Origin of the sequence: Prochlorococcus marinus str. MIT 0918 (assembly GCF_027359415.1) — a bacterium.
GTDB lineage: Bacteria > Cyanobacteriota > Cyanobacteriia > PCC-6307 > Cyanobiaceae > Prochlorococcus_E > Prochlorococcus_E marinus_C.
The window spans coordinates 1148354-1167053 of the sequence record NZ_CP114780.1 but is presented as its reverse complement, the minus strand read 5'-3'; the positions used below and the strand labels follow the sequence as shown (position 1 = coordinate 1167053).

The following is an 18700-nucleotide window of genomic DNA, read 5'->3' as shown; positions in this document are numbered from 1 at the left end:
CATAGTTTTCCAATGACGATGAGTTCTACAAATCCTTCAAGGAGCATTTCGCAACAATCCAATATTCAGAAACCAACCTTGAAAGTAATTCCATTAGGTGGTCTTCATGAAATTGGAAAGAATACATGTGTTTTTGAATTTGGTGATGAGCTAATGCTTGTTGACGCAGGTTTAGCTTTTCCTAGTGACGGGATGCATGGAGTCAATGTTGTAATGCCTGATACGAGTTATTTACGTGAAAATCAGCACCGAATTCGAGGAATGATTGTTACTCATGGACATGAAGATCATATTGGTGGAATTTCACATCACCTTAAGCATTTCAACATCCCAGTCATTTATGGCCCTCGCTTAGCGATGTCAATGCTTCAGGGGAAAATGGAAGAAGCTGGTGTATCGGACAGGACAACTATTCATACGGTTGGACCTAGAGATGTGGTCAAAGTAGGTCAATCTTTTTCAGTTGAGTTTATTCGAAATACTCACTCTATGGCTGATAGCTTTTCTTTAGCAATTCAAACCCCAGTTGGAACAATAATTTTTACTGGAGATTTTAAATTTGATCATACTCCTGTTGATGGAGAACATTTTGATCTCTCACGTCTTGCTCATTATGGGAAAGAAGGAGTGTTATGTCTTTTTAGTGACTCTACGAATGCTGAAGTTCCTGGATGGTGCCCTTCAGAACGCACTGTATTTCCTGCTTTAGAACGACATATTTCAGATGCACAGGGAAGAGTAATTATTACAACATTTGCAAGTTCCATTCATCGTGTAGCAATGATTTTGGAGCTTGCCCTTAAACATGGTCGTAAGGTTGGCTTGCTAGGTAGATCGATGTTGAATGTCATAGCCAAAGCAAGAGAAATTGGATATATGAAGGCTCCTGATGAGTTATTTGTTCCAATAAAACAAATTCGAGATATGCCAGATCGAGAGACATTGCTTTTAATGACAGGTAGTCAAGGCGAGCCATTAGCGGCTTTAAGTCGAATTTCGCGAGGAGAGCATCAACATGTCCAAGTGAAAACTACTGATACAATTATCTTTTCAGCTAGTCCTATCCCAGGGAATACAATCTCAGTTGTAAACACAATTGATCGCTTAATGAAGCTTGGTGCAAATGTAGTTTATGGAAAAGGGGAAGGAATTCATGTTTCTGGTCATGGTTTTCAAGAAGATCAGAAATTAATGCTGGCTTTAACTAAGCCAAAATATTTTGTTCCAGTTCATGGAGAACACCGCATGCTCATTTGCCATAGCAAAAGTGCTCAAACGATGGGTGTTCCAGAAAACAATATTTTGATTCTTGAGAATGGTGATGTAGTTCAATTAACTCAAGATTCTATGTCCAGGGGGCAATCAGTGAAAGCTGGTATAGAGCTTTTAGATGCTTCTAGAAATGGAATTGTAGATGCAAGAGTTTTAAAAGAAAGACAACAATTAGCCGAAGATGGCGTTATTACTTTGCTTGTAGCAGTTAGTACCGATGGTGCGATGGTTGCTCCACCACGAGTCAACTTGAGAGGAGTTGTTACTAGTGCAGAACCTAGAAAGATGTCTCTTTGGACTGAAAAAGAGATTATATGGGTATTGCAGAATCGCTGGAAGCAATTATCCAGACAAGTTAGTGCTAATTCTGTTGAAGTTGATTGGATTGGATTTCAAAGAGAAGTGGAATCTGGCATAGCAAGACGAATGCGAAGAGAATTTCAAGTAGAGCCTCTAATACTTTGCTTAGTTCAACCTGCACCTAGTGGAACGCCAGCGTACAAAGGTAGAGCTGATGAAGAAGTCAATAGTCAGTCAATTTCTCAAAAATCAAATTCTTCAAGCAATAAGCAAGCTAATACAATAAAAAAAAATGAATCAGAATTAGTTTCATCTGTTTCAGCCAAAAGAGAGAATTTACCTAATCAAACTGAGGAGCCAGTTGGACGGACTAGGCGCCGTCGATCAGCTGGTATTTGATTAATTATTTATTAGAAACCGAAGACTTATTTGATATGTTTATTGATTCTTTACACCATTCTATTTGACATTTTTCAGAAATTTGAATACTACCTGGCTGTTTGTTTTTTGAAACCTTTTCACTTAACTCTAGCAATTGATTTGCGGATAAAGAATTGATTTTGTTTTCTTTGATCCATTTTGCTAAGAGAGTTGCGCGTGCAGTTTTGGAAAGATTCATAATTTTTTTTCGATTTATTCCATTTGAGTTTTTTACTGCTTCAATGGCAAGACTAGTTAAATCATTTTGATCATGATTAATATTTGATAATCTATCGGCAAGTTGTGCGATTCTTATTGTGCTACCAGGATGAAGGCTTTCAAGGATTGGCATTACTTCTTTGCGGATTTTATTTCTTGCAAAAAGAGTATTGGCGTTGGATGGATCAATCCATATAGGGATATCTCTTTCTTGGCATATTTGTAATGTTTCTTGTCGACTAAAAATAAGTATGGGCCTTACGAGCTCAATATCTTCTGATAATTGTCTTTTTTCTTTTAAGCTACTTAAGCCTCCTAGATTGGTACCTCTTGCAAGGTTCATTATTAATGTTTCTGCTCGATCACTTCCTGTATGGCCAGTCACAACATGTTTGCAATGCATGGAAGGATCTCTTTGGGTAAGCTTTTTCACTTGTTCAAGGAGATTTGCATAGCGCCAATCTCTAGCTTTCTGTTCGGTTGAGATTTGTTGTTTAGTAGTCGTTGATAAATAAAAAGGAAGATTTTTTCTCTCGCACCATTCTTTAAGCTCTTTGGCTATTTGTTGTGACTGCTCATGCCAACCATGATCTCCATGCCAAACGTTTAGCTTCCATTTATAAATTCTTTGAAGATCCATCATTAATTGAAGAAGCACCATAGAATCTTGTCCTCCTGATACAGAAAGCAGAAGAGCTGCTCCAGGAGGAAGAAGTGTGCTTTTGCTTTTTAAGGTTTTATGCAATCTTTCATGCCAAATACTCCAAGGTTTTGTTAGATCGTTAGATAAAGGCATTTCTTTTTTGCAGCTATTAGATTTATTTTGTTTAGTTCTTGATCTAGAACTAATATCAAAATTAGGTTATTCAGTTTTAATTAAATGTCGCGTCTTCAAACTCTTCCTTATGAACTGCAACAGAGTTTTCATAATCATTCGGTATTAAAGGTTATTACTGGGTTAAATAATTTTGACAAAAATCTAGTTCAGAATGTAGCCAGATCAGCTGCTATTGGAGGCGCAGATTTATTGGATATTGCCTGTTGTCCTGATTTAGTTAGAGCAGCTATTGAGATTTCTGATGTGCCAGTTTGTGTAAGTTCTGTCGAACCTGAACATTTTCCAGATGCAATCAAAGCTGGCGCATTAATGATTGAAATAGGAAATTTTGATTCCTTTTATCCTCAAGGAAGATTTTTTGATGCTGAAGAAGTTTTAGAATTAACTGTAAAAAGTAGAGAATTGCTCCCAAATGTGGTGATGTCTGTAACTGTGCCCCACTTACTTCCTTTAGATCAGCAATCTAAATTAGCTTTGGATTTGATAGATGCAGGGGCTGATGTAATTCAAACAGAAGGAGGGACAAGTGCACAGCCTTCACAACCAGGTGCTCTTGGGTTAATTGAAAAAGCAGCTCCAACTCTTGCAGCAGTTCATACCATTTTGAATAGTTTTTCAGACTTAGGCTGTGAAGTGCCAGTTTTATGTGCTTCTGGCTTATCCACTGTGACTGTGCCTATGGCATTAGGTATTGGTGCCTCTGGAGTAGGAGTTGGTACAGCTATTAATAAATTAGATACCCAATTAGAAATGATTGCTATGATTCGAGCTTTAAAAGAAGCAACTATTAATTCTAAGGCTAAAGGCATTGTCTCTGATATTGTCTCATGAAAGTTTTGACATAATTTTGCTGTGATTTGTACAATTAAGGTGAATATTTTTCTGTTGTTAATAGTTAATTATTTTTTATAGCCGTAATATGTCTAAATATCATTTAAAGGCACCTTATATTCCTAAGGGTGATCAACCAAAGGCAATATCAGAACTTGTTAATGGATTGAATTCTGATAAGCAATATCAGACTCTTTTAGGTGCGACTGGAACAGGGAAAACATTTACAATTGCAAATGTCATTGCTAAAACAGGACGCCCTGCACTTGTCTTAGCACATAATAAAACTTTGGCAGCGCAACTATGTAATGAGCTGAGAGAATTTTTCCCAAATAATGCTGTTGAATATTTTATTTCTTATTATGATTACTATCAGCCAGAAGCTTATGTGCCTGTAAGTGATACATATATAGCAAAAACATCTTCGATTAATGAAGAGATAGATATGTTAAGACATTCTGCAACAAGATCTTTATTTGAAAGAAATGATGTAATAGTAGTTGCTTCTATTAGTTGTATTTATGGATTAGGAATTCCTAGTGAATACTTGAAAGCAGCAGTTAAGTTTAAAGTTGGTATGGATATAGATATTCGTACTATATTGAGAGATTTAGTTAATAATCAATATTACCGTAATGATCTTGAGATATCCCGTGGAAAGTTTCGAATAAAGGGAGATGTTCTAGAAATTGGACCAGCATATGATGATAGATTAGTTCGAATAGAATTTTTTGGAGATGAAGTAGAATCTATTAAATATTTGGACCCAATTACTGGAGAAATACTAGAAAATTTAGATACTATTAACATTTATCCTGCAAAACATTTTGTAACACCTAAAGAAAGGCTTTTGATTGCTATTAATGATATTCAACAAGAGTTGCAGGAACAGTTAGCCTTTTTTAATCAACAGGGAAAAGTGCTAGAGGCTCAAAGACTCGAGCAAAGAACAAATTATGACTTGGAAATGTTAAGAGAGGTGGGTTATTGTAATGGCGTAGAAAATTATGCTCGACATTTGTCAGGCAGAGAACCAGGTTCAGCCCCTGAGTGTTTAATTGATTATTTTCCTAAAAATTGGTTATTAATAGTTGATGAGAGTCATGTAACTTGTTCACAATTATTAGCTATGTATAACGGTGATCAGTCTAGAAAAAATGTTTTAATAGAGCATGGATTTAGATTACCTAGTGCTGCTGATAACCGTCCATTGAAATCAGCTGAATTTTGGGATAAGGCTAATCAAACTATTTTTATTAGTGCTACTCCAGGAAATTGGGAATTAGAGATAAGCTCTGGTCAAATTGTAGAGCAGGTTATTAGGCCAACAGGTGTCTTAGACCCATTAGTAGAAGTGCGGCCAACTAAAGGTCAGGTTGAGGACTTATTAGATGAGATACGAAAGCGAGCAAAGAAAAAACAAAGGGTATTAATTACAACTTTAACTAAAAGAATGGCTGAAGATTTGACAGATTATTTGGCAGACAATAACGTCCGTGTTCGTTATTTACATTCAGAAATTCATTCGATAGAAAGAATTGAAATTATTCAGGATTTAAGAGTTGGTGCATATGATGTCTTAGTTGGTGTAAATTTATTGAGAGAAGGATTAGATTTACCGGAAGTTTCTTTGGTTGTAATTTTAGATGCAGATAAAGAAGGTTTCTTACGAGCAGAAAGGTCATTAATTCAAACTATTGGTAGAGCTGCTAGACATATTGAAGGTATGGCATTACTTTATGCAGATAATTTTACAGATTCAATGAAAAGAGCAATTGAAGAAACTGAAAGAAGGCGATTTATCCAGGATACTTATAATAAAAAACATAATATTACCCCTACTCCTGCAGGTAAAAAGTCTAATAACTCTATACTTTCTTTCTTAGAACTTTCTAGAAAATTACAAAAGGATGGTTTAGATAGTGATATTATTGATGTTACAACTAAAGTAGTTGAAGATTTTACATCAGATAATAACTTTGATATCCCAATTGAGGACTTGCCACCATTAATTGATAAGTTGGAAATAAAAATGAAAGAATTAGCTCAGAATTTAGATTTCGAACAAGCAGTAAAATTACGTGATAAAATCAATAAATTAAGAGGAAGACTTCTCAATTGAATTATTTATTTAAGTAGCTAATTTATAAACCTAAATCGAAGCAATTATGTACTGCTTTAAGTGCAGTATCACCATCATTTTCATCAATAATACATGTAGTCCTTATTTCACTAGTTGCTATCATTTTGATGTTAATCTTTTCGTTTGCTAATGATCTAAACATCCGCCCTGCTGTTCCTTTACTTGTTGGCATTCCTGCTCCAACACAACTGATTCTTGCTATTCCTGATCCATCTTCTATATATGCTTCTGGCCATTTCTCTAATAGAGGAATTAGTGACTGATCAGCATTTTTCCTATCCTGTTTATTTAATGTAAAACTTATTGTTTTCTTATTAGAATTGTCTTTTTTTTCTGATTGAACAATTGTATCTAAACTAATTCCTGCATCTGCTAAGGATTGACATAAACTTGCTGCATTTCCGGGTATATCTGGAATATTAATTACACTTACTTGAACTTGATTTGGATCCAAGGCAACTCCTCGAACTTCTGGTTCATTACAGGTAGTAATTTTAGGATTAATTGTAATTTGATTATCTTTTAAATCAAACGCTTCACTTACACACCTTAATCCTTTTGCGCTTCTATTAGAATCTATTACACAACTTACTTTTACTTCACTAGTTGCTATTAGCCTTAAGTTAATACCAACCTTGGATAAAGTTTCAAAAAACTTTGCAGCAATTTCTGGCCTTCCCATGATCCCTGCCCCTCTAATACTTATTTTAGTCATTTCGTTTTGAGTCGTTAATTCCCCCCCAAATTTTTTGATTAAATGTTGACAGAGATTTTTGGCAGAATTTAAATTATCTTTCGAAATAGTAAAAGAAATGTCATTAATATTTCCTTGATGAGTTGATTGAACAATTAAATCAACATTAATATTCCCGTTTGATAATGTTTCGAATAAGTCAGCGGCAATCCCTGGTTGATCTGGGATGTGAGACAGACTTATTAATGCTTGATTGTCAACGAGCTCAACTCCATCGACAGGACGATTGAGCTCTAACCCCTCTTTCCCAAAAGATTGTTTAGATTTGCTTGTCAGAGTTGTACCTGGATTTTTGTTATCCCAACTAGAGCGAACGATCAATTTTACGCCATAATTTCTAGCTATCTCAACTGCTCTTGGATGTAGTACTGCTGCTCCAAGACTTGCTAATTCGAGCATTTCATCGCAGCTGATGTTTTTCATCAATTGTGCGTTACTTACTTTGCGTGGATCAGTTGTTAAGACTCCCGCTACATCTGTATAGATTTCGCATGCATTTGCTGTTAGAGCTGCTGCTAGAGCTACGGCTGAGGTGTCGGACCCGCCTCGGCCTAGCGTTGTGATTTCAGCAGTGTCTCCTCTGCCAAGACTTTTACCTTGAAAACCAGCAACTACTACAACTTGACCATTGTTTAAAAGCTCTAGAATTCTTTCAGTTTTAATTTCAAGAATACGAGCTCGCCCATAAGCAGATTCAGTAATTATTCCAACTTGAGATCCTGTCATTGATGTGGCAGGTACCCCAAGTTCGTTTAGAGCCATTGCTAATAAGGCTATGGTTACTTGTTCTCCCGTCGCGAGCAGCATATCCATTTCACGAGGAGGCGGATTCTTGCTAATTTCTAAGGCAAGCTTGGTTAAGTCATCAGTACTATCTCCCATTGCTGAGACGACTATTACAAGATCATTTCCTAGCTGTTTGCTTAATGCAATTTGTTTTGCAACTGTTTTAATTCGGTTGACATTGCCAATTGAGGTGCCACCAAATTTTTGCACCAGAAGGTTCATTGAGTTCTTTTAATTGTTTTGTGATTATTTCAGTGAATAGTTCACTAAATCAGCATTTTGATAAAAGACCATCTCTAAAGGCATTTTTTGGGGAAGCTCCTTTCTTTAATAATATTTCTATTTCTAAGACTTTACGAAGCAAGTCAACAAAAAATACAGGAGTTTTGCCTTTAATTTGTTTACGTATTATATATACTCTTTTTGGATTGGTTATTCCTGCTTGTTTAGCGATCAACCCAACTTCTTTTGTTTCGTTTTTTTCTAAGAGACTCACCCAAAGCCAACCCCTAATTTGTGTTGTTAATGCAGCTAGTATTCTTAGTGCTGGTTCTCCTGTGTTGAGAAGTGAATCAATTCTATAAATAGCTTCTCCCCAATTTTCAACTAATAAGAAATTACAAACCTGAAGAGAGTTTGATGAAATTGATTGAATAAGTTCATCAACGGTATTTTTACTAATGATAGTTGTTTGTAAAACATTTTTTTTTGTTTCTTCCAACAGAGCAAGTTTTTCCAATTCCAATCGAATTCTTTGAGTGTCATTTCCTAGAGCATCTACTAATGCAATAACTGCATCTTCATGGAACTGAATATTCATTTCAGATGCAATTCGTTCTATTAGCTTTCTTTGCCCTATCGAATCCCAAATTGGAGGTACTAAAAAGTTTTTCACAAAGGCTTTATTTTGACTTAGCAATTTATTAATTAGTTTTGTACTTTTTAAACGTCCATCAGGTTTATTGGAATTTCTAAGTATTAGATGAGTCTTTTCTGGAATCAAATTAATAATTCTTTCAAAGTGATTAGACAATTCTGTGGAACATCCATTGCAAATTGGACTATTTTTAAGAACGATTATTCTTTCTCCATCGCCAAAAGGAGGGCTTTGACTTTCATCGAGAGCTTGATGTGCTTCAGAAAGTTTTTGGCCATCTAAGCGACTTAAATTGATACTGGTCCAATTTGGATCAATGGCTTTTTGTATAAATTTTTCAATAAATAGATCGATTGCATCGAGATCATCTCCCCATATTAAATGTATTGACATTCTTTAATAGAGTGTGGTTTTTATAGATAATGCCTTAAATAATTCTTATTTGGGAAATAAAGTGATGACATTAGATCATCCGATTTTTACTAAAAGCCTTTTTTATATTCGCTCTAAGCTAACTACTCCAGAATTGGATCCTCTGGAAAAGCAAGTCTTAGAGAGATTAATTCATTCTAGTGGTGATTTTTCTATTCAAGGTTCCTTGAAATTTAGTCCTAGAGCTTGTCAAATTGGTATTTCTGCTCTTAAGGCAGGAGCACCAATCTTGACTGATACTTTTATGGCAGCGGCCGCTGTGAAACCAATGTCTTCAAGAACACTAAACTCATCAGTTCATTGTGTTTTGAATTGGGCTCCAGAAAAGGCCGATCATGGAGAAACTAGAACTGCACTTGGCATGGAAAAAGCTTGGAATGATTTATCAAAACAATTTAATAAGGACAATGCACCCATAGTGCTATTTGGTAGTGCGCCTACAGCCTTAAATACGTTCTTAAGGTTAACTTCTGCTAGTAGCTTTGCACCTAGCTTAATTATTGGAATGCCAGTTGGATTTATAGGTGTTATCGAGAGTAAAAAATTACTATCCAGCATAGATTTACCTCAAATTAGACTTGATGGGAACAGAGGAGGTGCTGGAATGGCAGCAGCTACAGTTAATGCTTTACTGAGAGCTGCTGTTAATGAGAATTGAGATTTGTTTAATGGTGTCAAATCAGTTTTTATTTTTTTTCTCAAGCTCATTCAGAACTTTTCGAGCCCTTTGAATGACAGGTATGGGAACTCCTGCAAGCCGAGCTACTTCAATTCCATAACTTCTATTTGAAGCACCAGGTATTACTTTGTGAAGAAAACTTATGCTTTCTCCAGCTTCCTTTACAAGCACTTGAAAGTTAGAAATATTATTCAATGATTCGGATAGAGCATTTAATTCTTGATAATGGGTTGCAAATATTGTGCGACTTCGAATGCTCCTAGCAAGAAATTCACTTACTGACCAAGCAATTGATAGGCCATCAAAAGTAGATGTACCTCTCCCAATCTCGTCTAATAGAACTAAAGAGTTTTTTGTTGCTTGATTTAATATAAATGCAGTTTCTGCCATTTCAACCATAAATGTAGATTGACCTGCTGCTAAATCATCTACCGCACCTACTCGAGTAAATATTTTATCTGCAATACTTATATTAGCTTTTTTGGCAGGGATCCAGCTGCCAATTTGTGTAAGTAATTGTATTAAGCCTATTTGACGTAAAAAACAACTTTTACCACTTGCATTGGGTCCTGTAAGTATTATCAAGTCAGTTTTGTTTCCTAGGTTAATACTATTTGGTTGGAAAAGTTCCTCTACTAAAAGTTGTTCTACAACTGGATGTCTACATTCTTTGATGTTAATTTTTCTTGAGTCAGAATCATCTTTGATTCCAATTATTGTTGGAGGACAATAATTATTAGTCGCAGCCAGCTCTGCCAAACCAGCTAGAACATCTAGTCCAGCAATTGCTTTGGCTGACTGTCTAATTGCAGGTGCATGTATGCCAACTAATTCTCTAAGCTTGCAAAATAATTCATACTCACGTGTACAAGATTTTATTTTTAATTGGAATATCTTTCCTTCTTTAGCTTTTAAATCAGGTGTTACAAATCTCTCTTCATTAGCTAAAGTTTGCCTTCTAATCCAATGGGATGGTACATCATGAGCTTTTGATTTGCTGACTGATAAAAAATAACCAAATGTTCTATGGTACTGAAGCTTAAGATTATTAATTCTACTAATTCTCCTTTCCTTTTTTTCTTGATTAGCAAGCCATTTATCTTGATCATCAAGTTGATTTCTTAAACCATCTAATATGGGATCTACGCCATCATATATTATTCCTCCTTCTGTAATATTTAATGGAGGATTGTCTATTAATTCATCCTTGATTCTCTTAGCTAGATCTATAAGTTCTGGGTTGATTTTTTGTAATTTAGTAAACCATGGGGGTAGATTTTTTGGTAGTTCATTTAAATATGATGACAATTGAGGAAGTCTTTCTAAACCTTCAGCAATAGCAATGAGTTCTCTGGCACCTGCTTGACCTGCACCTGCTCTACCAGCAAGTCTTTCGAGATCGCCCATACTTTTTAATAGGCCCCTGATAGTAATTCTTAGAGCTCTATTGCTAACTAATACAGTTATTAGATTTTGTCTTTGCAGTATTTTATTAACATCAATTAAAGGATTATCGACCCATTGCCTTATACATCTTCCTCCCATTGCTGTAAGTGTTCTATCAATTGCCCATAAAAAGGAACCTTGAAATTTTCCATCTCTTTGTGTTTTTGTTATTTCAAGATTTCTTCGTGTTTGAGCATCTATAAATAAACTATTTTTAGGAAAATTAATTTTTGGAACCTCAAGAGGAGCTTGATTATTTTTGCTTTTAAACGTAGTTTTTTGTATAGGGTTAGTTTCATAGAGATAACCAATAAGTCCTCCTGCTGCTCTTAATGCTAATTGTGATTCTTTAAATCCAATTCCTTGAATAGCCTTTAATTGATAATGCTTTTTAATAATTGATTCTGCTTCAGGAAGGCTAAAAGAAGTTTTAGATAATTGATGTACTTGAATATGCTTTAATTTTAAATTTTTTAATATATCTGGATCTAATTTTTCTGACACAATTTCAGAGGCTTCAATAGTTAATAAATTTTGTTCTAGAGAGTTAATGCCTTCTCCTTCTTCAGCTTTAAATTCCCCTGTACTTATATCTGCACTAGCTAAACCCCATTTTAATGAATCATTATTTGCTTTTGATTCAATTAAAATTGACGCTAACCAATTATTCTTTTTGGCTTGCAACATTCCTGATTCAATTACTGTTCCAGGTGTAAGTATTCTTGTAATTCCTCTTTTAATTAGTTTTCCTTCTTTGTTATGCACACTTTCAAGTTGATCACATATTGCTATTGATAGGCCTTTTTGGATCAGTATTGAGCAGTATTTTTCTGCAGCATGATGGGGAATGCCTGCCATAGGGACTCGCCCTATGTTTTTACCGCCATCTTTGCCAGTTAGAGTTAGTTCTAATAATTGTGATAATTGGATTGCATCCTCAAAAAAACACTCAAAAAAATCTCCTAACCGATAAAGCAAAATCCTTTTAGGGTTTTTTATTTTTAGTTCTACATAATGTTTAAGTGCTGGAGTGAGCTCTTCAAGTTCCACAAGACTATGGTGAGACCAGTTTGGGAGATTAGAAGGTTTGACTGAATTTGGTTCTTTGAAGACAAGCTTATTTTTTGTGTTAGAACCGTTTTTTTTTCTAGGTCTTAATTCAGCGTCTTTTGTCAAATCTTCATCTTTTATGTCGTAATCCTTATCTTCTACCGGAGTTTTTCTTGAAGTCTTTGTAACACCCTCTTCTTCTGGATTAATGAAAAAGTCCCCTTGCAAAGGCTTGCTTTCGGCAGTCATAGATGCTTTTCTGCCAACGTAATTGTTGGCATCGTAAGGCTCTTTTTGTTTTTTGGATGTGAAGCCTCGCGACAACCCTTGTCATTTTTGTAAAAAATGTCCAATCTCATGTGACAATTAGTTGATTGAAAAGAGCTTCTGCTCCATTGCTCCATTCCCCATGCAGGTACTTAGTTCTGTTGCTATTAACGCCCTTCTATTTGCTTCATTGATATTAGTTGTTGGTGTTCCAGTTCTTTATATGACTCAGTCAGATCCTCAAGATCGTCGTAATGGAGAAATTAAGAAAATTGAGATTATTGGTGGCGTTTGGTTCCACCTAGTCTTAATTAATGGCTTACTTGATTTCTTTGTTTGAACTTCAACACGTTGCATGCGAAGGTAGGTCTAAATAGGCATTTTCTAGCAAGTAATGGTTGTTATTGAAGGGCGTTTTCAAAATGCTTCAAGCTTGAAAGTTGCGATCGTTGTAGCTCGTTTCAACGATTTAGTTACTAATAAGCTATTAAGTGGTTGCCTTGACTGCTTAAATAGACATGGTATTGATATTGCGGAAACTAGCGATCAATTAGATATAGCTTGGGTTCCAGGTTCTTTTGAGCTTCCTTTAGTTTCTCAATCATTGGCTAAAACTGGACGATATGATGTTTTGATTACACTTGGCGCAGTGATAAGAGGCGATACTCCTCATTTTGATGTTGTAATTAATGAATCCAGTAAAGGAATTGCATCAGTTTCAAGAGAAACAGGGGTGCCAATAATTTTTGGTTTACTTACTACTGACACTATGCAACAGGCCTTAGAAAGAGCTGGTGTTAAAAGTAATCTTGGTTGGAATTATGCATTGCAAGCTATTGAAATGGGTTCATTGATGAATTCTTTGAATTAATCAACCCGTATCAATTAACTCAAATCATTGACCATAGGACCTTTCTTAAGTCATGCTGCTTTGGTAGGTAGAATATTTATGGACTTGCGGATGTAGCTCAGTGGTAGAGCATCTCCTTGCCAAGGAGAGGGTCGAGAGTTCGAATCTCTTCATCCGCTTTAAAAAGTCGAATTAATACTTCTTTTTGATAGATTCCAGCGTTTAAAATTTTTACTTTTTAATAAGGTTAGTCTTCTCAGGGGCTTTCCTTTTTAGTGTTATCGGGTCAATTTTTAACTTTTTGATCTAATTAGTAATTTTTGATGATTGCAATTTTTAAAGCCAAGTTGCTTGTAGAACTCATCACTATTTGTGGTCATTAGATAAATACGTTCTACTTCTTTAATTGAAGGAGATGAGAGAAGAGCTTCCACTACTTTTCTACCCAGCCCTTGTCCTTGCAAATCACCTGCAACAACTATGTCCCATAAAACAGCCCTATAAACCCCATCACTTGTTGCTCTGCCAAAACCGATTAATCTCTTTCCTCTCCATAGAGTTATAACTATTGTGCTTTTAGCAAGTAATTTACGTAGATTTTTATAATTTCTCCCTGTTGCCCAAAAAGCATGTTTTTCAAGAAGTTTTTGGAGTTTAGTAAGTCCTTGTATGGGTAGGAAGTATGGACCTAGGCCTAAAAATCTCAATCCAGGGGCCCCTGGTGCATGATGGATCAGTTTTAGGCGTTGCATAGTAAAACATCATAAATCAAATTTTCTTTGAATAACCCTTCAAATAAACTTCACATATGTCTTTTATAGCGCTTAATTCTTTTATGACGTATGTAACTCTGATCGTAGTTAGTTAGGCTAAGTAGGTATTTGTAGTTCCTGTAATCATGCTCAAGCTTTTGCTGGGAGATCCAAATGCTCGCAAGCTGAAGCGCTATCAGCCGATTTTGTCTGATATCAATATTTTGGAAGAGGAGATATCTCCTCTGACTGACGATGAATTAAGAGCAAAAACCGCTCTTTTTCGCAGTCAATTGGATAAAATTTCCAATTTTGATTTACAACGAGAGTGTTTGGATGAACTTCTCCCGGAAGCTTTTGCAGTAGTTAGAGAAGCAAGTAAGAGAGTCTTAGGAATGAGACATTTTGATGTGCAACTAATAGGCGGAATGGTTTTACATGAAGGGCAAATTGCTGAAATGAAAACTGGAGAAGGTAAAACCCTAGTTGCAACTTTGCCTAGTTATTTAAATGCTCTTACAGGTAGAGGAGTCCATGTAGTAACTGTTAATGATTATTTAGCAAGACGAGATGCAGAGTGGATGGGACAAGTGCATAGATTTTTAGGATTATCTGTAGGTTTGATTCAACAAGATATGAATCCTTTAGAGAGACGAAAAAATTATCAATGTGATATAACTTATGCGACAAATTCAGAACTTGGATTTGATTATTTAAGAGATAATATGGCTAATGATATTAATGAGATTGTTCAGAAAAATTTTCAATTTTGTATTATTGATGAAGTTGATTCAATTTTAATTGATGAGGCTAGAACTCCATTAATTATTTCTGGACAAGTAGAACGACCTCAAGAAAAGTATCAAAAAGCTGCAGAAGTTGTCCTTGCTTTACAACGAGCTGCTGAGATGGGAAAAGATGGGATTGATCCAGAAGGTGATTATGAAGTAGATGAAAAACAAAGAACCTGCACTTTGACTGATGAAGGATTTGCTAAATCGGAGCAGTTATTAAATGTTAGTGATTTATATGATCCTAAAGATCCCTGGGCTCATTACATCACTAATGCTTTAAAAGCCAAAGAATTATTTATTAAAGATGTCAATTACATCGTAAGAAGTAATGAGGCTGTAATTGTAGATGAATTTACAGGACGTGTAATGCCAGGACGTCGGTGGAGTGATGGACAACATCAAGCAATAGAAGCAAAGGAACAATTGCCAATTCAGCCTGAAACACAGACTCTTGCATCAATTACATATCAGAACTTCTTTCTTTTATATCCACGTCTAGCTGGTATGACTGGAACTGCTAAAACTGAGGAGGTTGAATTTGAAAAAACATATCAACTTGAGACAACTGTAATTCCTACTAATCGACCTCGGTCTAGAGAAGATTGGGTAGATCAAGTCTTCAAAACAGAAGCTGCTAAGTGGAGAGCTGTGGCCAATGAAACTGCGCAGATACACAATCAAGGGAGGCCTGTTTTAGTAGGGACAACCAGTGTTGAGAAAAGTGAGGTTTTAAGCGCTTTGTTATCTGAACAAAAGATACCTCATAATCTCCTTAACGCTAAACCTGAGAACGTTGAACGTGAGGCTGAGATTGTTGCACAGGCAGGTAGAGCAGGTGCAGTAACTATTGCAACTAATATGGCAGGCCGCGGCACGGACATTATTCTTGGGGGTAACAGTGATTATATGGCGCGTTTAAAGGTAAGAGAGGCCCTTGCTCCCAAATTAGTTAAGCCAGAGGATGGACATAAACCACCTATACCGCTACAACGACAAGATCAATCATCTACGGGATTTGGAGAGGAAAATGAAAATTCCAAAAATATTAAATCTCAGACAATTACCAAGAGTGTTCCTGTTAGCAGTCTTTACCCCTGTATTTTGACAGATGATACGGAGAAAGTTCTTATAGAATTGGAACGTAAGTTAGTTAAAGCATGGGGGGATAGAAAATTAAGTCCAATTGACCTTGAAGATCGTATTTCAACGGCTGCAGAAAAGGCTCCAACTGAAGACCCCTTAATTAAGTCTTTGAGAGAAGCTATTTCAACAGTGAAATCAGAATATGATGTTGTGGTTAAGCAAGAAGAAAAGCATGTTAGAGAAGTTGGAGGGTTACATGTTATTGGTACGGAGCGACATGAATCTCGTCGAGTGGATAATCAGTTAAGAGGTCGAGCAGGGCGGCAAGGAGATTTAGGCAGTACAAGATTCTTTTTGTCATTAGGAGATAACTTGCTTCGAATTTTTGGTGGTGAGAGAGTTGCTTCATTGATGAACGCTTTTCGTGTTGATGAAGATATACCAATTGAGTCAGGAATGTTGACAAGATCTTTAGAAAGTGCTCAGAAAAAAGTTGAAACTTATTATTTTGATATTCGAAAACAGGTTTTTGAATATGATGAGGTTATGAATAATCAAAGACGCGCTGTTTATTCTGAACGACATAGAGTTTTAGAAGGTATTGAACTAAAGAAACAAGTAATTGGATATGGTGAAAGGACTATGCAAGAGATTGTTTTTGCTTATGTCAATTCTGATTTGCCATCTGAAGAATGGGATCTACAACAATTAGTATCCAAGGTTCAGGAGTTTGTATATCTATTAGATGATTTAAAACCAAGTGATATTAAAGGTTTGGATATTGATGAGTTGCAAGCATTTCTTCAAGAGCAATTAAGAAATGCTTATGACTTAAAGGAAACACAAATTGAAAAAGATAGACCAGGACTTATGAGAGAAGCGGAAAGATTTTTTATTCTTCAACAAATAGATACACTATGGAGAGAGCATTTACAAGCTATGGATGCTTTAAGAGAATCTGTAGGGTTGAGAGGATATGGCCAGAAAGATCCTTTAATTGAATATAAAAATGAAGGGTATGATATGTTCCTTGAGATGATGACAAATATGAGAAGAAATGTTATTTACTCTATGTTTATGTTTCAACCTGCCCCACCAGAAAAGAATTAATCTTCTTTAATATTATCTCCAAGAAATTCAATAATTTCCTTATCTTTGAGGTTTTGTGCTTCTCCAGAAAATATTTTGTTAGGAGTAACATTACCCTTATTTAATTCATCTAGAATATTACTTAGTGTTCTCACTTCACTTTCTAAGCAGTCGATTCTATCCATTAGGTTTTTAATAATAGTTGCTTCAGCATCAGGGAGGGCAGAGTGGGCTAAAGGATTTATGCGAACACCACTTTGATGAATAATCCTCCCAGGGATTCCAACGACTGTACTGTCTGCTTCCACATCTCTTACTACAACTGAGCCTGCTCCAATTCTGGTATTAGCTCCTACTTTTATTGCCCCTAAAACTTTTGCACCAGCTCCTACCACAACATTTTCAGATAAGGTTGGATGCCTTTTCCCATGGCTTTTTCCTGTACCTCCTAGTGTGACGCCCTGATATAGAAGGCATCGATTACCTATTTCAGTTGTTTCGCCAATAACAACTCCCATTCCATGGTCAATAAAAACACCTTTTCCTATTTTTGCACCAGGATGAATTTCTATACCTGTCACGGCCCTTGTAAATTGACTAAGAACCCTTGGCAAAAGAGGTATTCTTTTGTTCCATAGTTTGTGGCTAATACGATGAAGAACTATTGCCTGAAATCCTGGATAGCAGAGTACTATTTCTAGAATTCCTCTTGCTGCTGGATCTCTTTCGCGAATAATCGCTAAATCTGAGTAAAAAGCTTTAAGCATCTTCTCAAAGAAATAAGGAAATTGTTATTTAAGAAGACCAATTTCTTTTTGAAGGCGTTCCAGAGTTGAATCGCTTAGATATTTTTCTGCACAGTGAATTTGTGGCATTCGAATGAGTTGGGAGCGATTTTGTCTAAGCGTATGTTCAACTATTGGAAGACTAGGACTATCACATAAAACATAGTTTGATGCTCTTAAAAGAGCTAGTAGTCTACTTCCTACGTCAGGATTGGCAGTCATAAGCAAGAGTTCATTTCCTCTCATGCTGTGTAAAATCACTTCCGCTGCTCTAAGTATGCCTGGGCTAATACTTACAATTCCAACACAACTTCCTGCTCGCAACTCTTTGAGTAGGTTGAGTTCTTTTTCAAAATCACTGAGATCTACTGCTATTGCTCTGACACTATGTCGTTTTGCTAACTCTTCTAATGGTTGAAGGAAATAACGGCTAGTAACAACAGTTCCTATATTGGAAGTTTCTAGAACAGCTTCTAGTTCTTCCATTGGAACAACTTCAATTGGAACATTCAGGTTTGGACCTAATTCTTCAGCTATTAGCATAGAAGCACCTAAATCCTCTCTTGGTGTACTGATAAGAACTCTTGCCCCACAACGCAGTCTCCAGTCAATTTCTTGCACAAATAACTCTCTTGTTTGTTGGAGAGTACATCCAGCATTAAGTAATTCATCAACGCTATTTCTGACCTCTTGGTCTAGATCAGTAATCCCTTTTTTCCTTTGAGCATTAGCTTCCTTTAGCTCTCTTTGCTTTTGTTGATCTCGAACGTAAATACCTGAACCAGCAATAGCTTCAACAACCCCATCGGTTTCTAATTGCCGATATACCTTGCTAATTGTATTTCTATGCAAACCAGTTTGCATAGCTAATTGACGCGTGCTTGGGAGCCTATGTCCAGGAGGATAGTGCCTAGCAGCAATAGCAAAACATATTTGATTGTACAGTTGAGTTGAGGCAGGGATGTCACTCTCCTGTTGAATATGGAATTTCACACCTGTATGCCAAGTTTCAATGTGGTCACAATAGAGAATT

Annotated in this window: 14 protein-coding genes and 1 tRNA gene; 8 read left to right on the top strand and 7 right to left on the bottom strand. The window is 36.0% G+C overall.

Going from position 1 to position 18700, the window contains the following annotated elements; genetic code table 11:
• Window positions 1–12 precede the first annotated feature (12 nt).
• The gene (locus tag O5636_RS06435; RefSeq protein ID WP_420063758.1) at window positions 13–1971 is read left to right on the top strand and encodes a ribonuclease J; all 1959 of its coding nucleotides are present in this window, start codon (window positions 13–15) and stop codon (window positions 1969–1971) included.
• 4 nt (window positions 1972–1975) lie between these two features.
• Here O5636_RS06435 and tilS read toward each other — a convergent pair whose 3' ends face one another.
• Entirely contained in the window at window positions 1976–3007 is a 1032-nt protein-coding gene (tilS, locus tag O5636_RS06430) for a tRNA lysidine(34) synthetase TilS (RefSeq protein ID WP_269621986.1), read from the bottom strand.
• An 84-nt stretch (window positions 3008–3091) separates the two neighbouring features.
• On the opposite strand from tilS, the gene O5636_RS06425 reads away from it, so the two are divergent.
• The gene (locus O5636_RS06425; protein WP_269621985.1) at window positions 3092–3880 is read left to right on the top strand and encodes a DUF561 domain-containing protein; all 789 of its coding nucleotides are present in this window, start codon (window positions 3092–3094) and stop codon (window positions 3878–3880) included.
• 88 nt (window positions 3881–3968) lie between these two features.
• Window positions 3969–6002 (top strand): excinuclease ABC subunit UvrB, encoded by a 2034-nt coding sequence (gene uvrB, locus O5636_RS06420; RefSeq protein WP_269621984.1) that lies wholly within the window; start codon window positions 3969–3971, stop codon window positions 6000–6002.
• Window positions 6003–6024: 22 nt separating this feature from the next.
• Here the strand turns inward: uvrB and O5636_RS06415 are convergent, their stop codons facing one another.
• Window positions 6025–7785 carry an aspartate kinase gene (locus O5636_RS06415; protein ID WP_269621983.1) on the bottom strand — a complete coding sequence of 587 codons (1761 nt, stop codon included), beginning with the start codon at window positions 7783–7785 and terminating at the stop codon, window positions 6025–6027.
• 49 nt (window positions 7786–7834) lie between these two features.
• Window positions 7835–8833: a DNA polymerase III subunit delta gene (gene holA / locus O5636_RS06410; RefSeq protein ID WP_269621982.1), complete on the bottom strand. Its 999-nt coding sequence runs from the start codon at window positions 8831–8833 to the stop codon at window positions 7835–7837.
• Window positions 8834–8897: 64 nt separating this feature from the next.
• Between holA and O5636_RS06405 the strand changes: the two genes are divergently transcribed.
• On the top strand, window positions 8898–9530 hold the full coding sequence (locus tag O5636_RS06405; protein WP_269623542.1) for a precorrin-8X methylmutase: 633 nt from the start codon (window positions 8898–8900) through the stop codon (window positions 9528–9530).
• A gap of 21 nt (window positions 9531–9551) precedes the next feature.
• On the opposite strand, the gene mutS is transcribed toward O5636_RS06405, so the two are convergent.
• Window positions 9552–12296, bottom strand: a complete 2745-nt coding sequence (mutS, locus tag O5636_RS06400) for a DNA mismatch repair protein MutS (protein WP_269623541.1) — start codon at window positions 12294–12296, stop codon at window positions 9552–9554.
• A 160-nt stretch (window positions 12297–12456) separates the two neighbouring features.
• Here mutS and psbZ point away from each other — a divergent pair, with 160 nt between their 5' ends.
• The 3 genes from psbZ to O5636_RS06385 all read left to right on the top strand — a co-directional run bounded on the left by psbZ (window position 12457) and on the right by O5636_RS06385 (window position 13343).
• Complete coding sequence (psbZ, locus tag O5636_RS06395) at window positions 12457–12654, top strand: photosystem II reaction center protein PsbZ (RefSeq protein ID WP_269621981.1); 198 nt, start codon at window positions 12457–12459, stop codon at window positions 12652–12654.
• Between the two features lie 54 nt (window positions 12655–12708).
• A complete protein-coding gene (gene ribH, locus O5636_RS06390) occupies window positions 12709–13185 on the top strand; it encodes a 6,7-dimethyl-8-ribityllumazine synthase (protein ID WP_269621980.1) in 477 nt (158 codons plus the stop codon).
• Between the two features lie 86 nt (window positions 13186–13271).
• Window positions 13272–13343, top strand: a tRNA-Gly gene (locus tag O5636_RS06385).
• 114 nt (window positions 13344–13457) lie between these two features.
• Here O5636_RS06385 and O5636_RS06380 read toward each other — a convergent pair.
• Complete coding sequence (locus O5636_RS06380) at window positions 13458–13916, bottom strand: GNAT family N-acetyltransferase (protein ID WP_269621979.1); 459 nt, start codon at window positions 13914–13916, stop codon at window positions 13458–13460.
• 146 nt (window positions 13917–14062) lie between these two features.
• Between O5636_RS06380 and secA the strand changes: the two genes are divergently transcribed.
• On the top strand, window positions 14063–16903 hold the full coding sequence (gene secA, locus O5636_RS06375) for a preprotein translocase subunit SecA (protein ID WP_269621978.1): 2841 nt from the start codon (window positions 14063–14065) through the stop codon (window positions 16901–16903).
• On the opposite strand, the gene epsC is transcribed toward secA, so the two are convergent.
• Window positions 16900–17649, bottom strand: coding sequence for a serine O-acetyltransferase EpsC (gene epsC / locus O5636_RS06370; protein WP_269621975.1), 750 nt, complete (start codon window positions 17647–17649; stop codon window positions 16900–16902). The genes secA and epsC overlap by 4 nt on opposite strands.
• A 24-nt stretch (window positions 17650–17673) precedes the next feature.
• On the bottom strand, window positions 17674–18660 hold the full coding sequence (locus O5636_RS06365; RefSeq protein ID WP_269621974.1) for a GntR family transcriptional regulator: 987 nt from the start codon (window positions 18658–18660) through the stop codon (window positions 17674–17676).
• Between the last annotated feature and the right edge of the window lie 40 nt (window positions 18661–18700).

Bases quoted from the DNA above. Each gene is read 5' to 3' on its own strand.
- O5636_RS06435 (WP_420063758.1), top strand. From the start codon at position 13: ATGACGATGAGTTCTACAAATCCTTCAAGGAGCATTTCGCAACAATCC.
- tilS (WP_269621986.1), bottom strand. From the start codon at position 3,007: ATGCCTTTATCTAACGATCTAACAAAACCTTGGAGTATTTGGCATGAA.
- O5636_RS06425 (WP_269621985.1), top strand. From the start codon at position 3,092: ATGTCGCGTCTTCAAACTCTTCCTTATGAACTGCAACAGAGTTTTCAT.
- uvrB (WP_269621984.1), top strand. From the start codon at position 3,969: ATGTCTAAATATCATTTAAAGGCACCTTATATTCCTAAGGGTGATCAA.
- O5636_RS06415 (WP_269621983.1), bottom strand. From the start codon at position 7,785: ATGAACCTTCTGGTGCAAAAATTTGGTGGCACCTCAATTGGCAATGTC.
- holA (WP_269621982.1), bottom strand. From the start codon at position 8,833: ATGTCAATACATTTAATATGGGGAGATGATCTCGATGCAATCGATCTA.
- O5636_RS06405 (WP_269623542.1), top strand. From the start codon at position 8,898: ATGACATTAGATCATCCGATTTTTACTAAAAGCCTTTTTTATATTCGC.
- mutS (WP_269623541.1), bottom strand. From the start codon at position 12,296: ATGACTGCCGAAAGCAAGCCTTTGCAAGGGGACTTTTTCATTAATCCA.
- psbZ (WP_269621981.1), top strand. From the start codon at position 12,457: ATGCAGGTACTTAGTTCTGTTGCTATTAACGCCCTTCTATTTGCTTCA.
- ribH (WP_269621980.1), top strand. From the start codon at position 12,709: ATGGTTGTTATTGAAGGGCGTTTTCAAAATGCTTCAAGCTTGAAAGTT.
- O5636_RS06380 (WP_269621979.1), bottom strand. From the start codon at position 13,916: ATGCAACGCCTAAAACTGATCCATCATGCACCAGGGGCCCCTGGATTG.
- secA (WP_269621978.1), top strand. From the start codon at position 14,063: ATGCTCAAGCTTTTGCTGGGAGATCCAAATGCTCGCAAGCTGAAGCGC.
- epsC (WP_269621975.1), bottom strand. From the start codon at position 17,649: ATGCTTAAAGCTTTTTACTCAGATTTAGCGATTATTCGCGAAAGAGAT.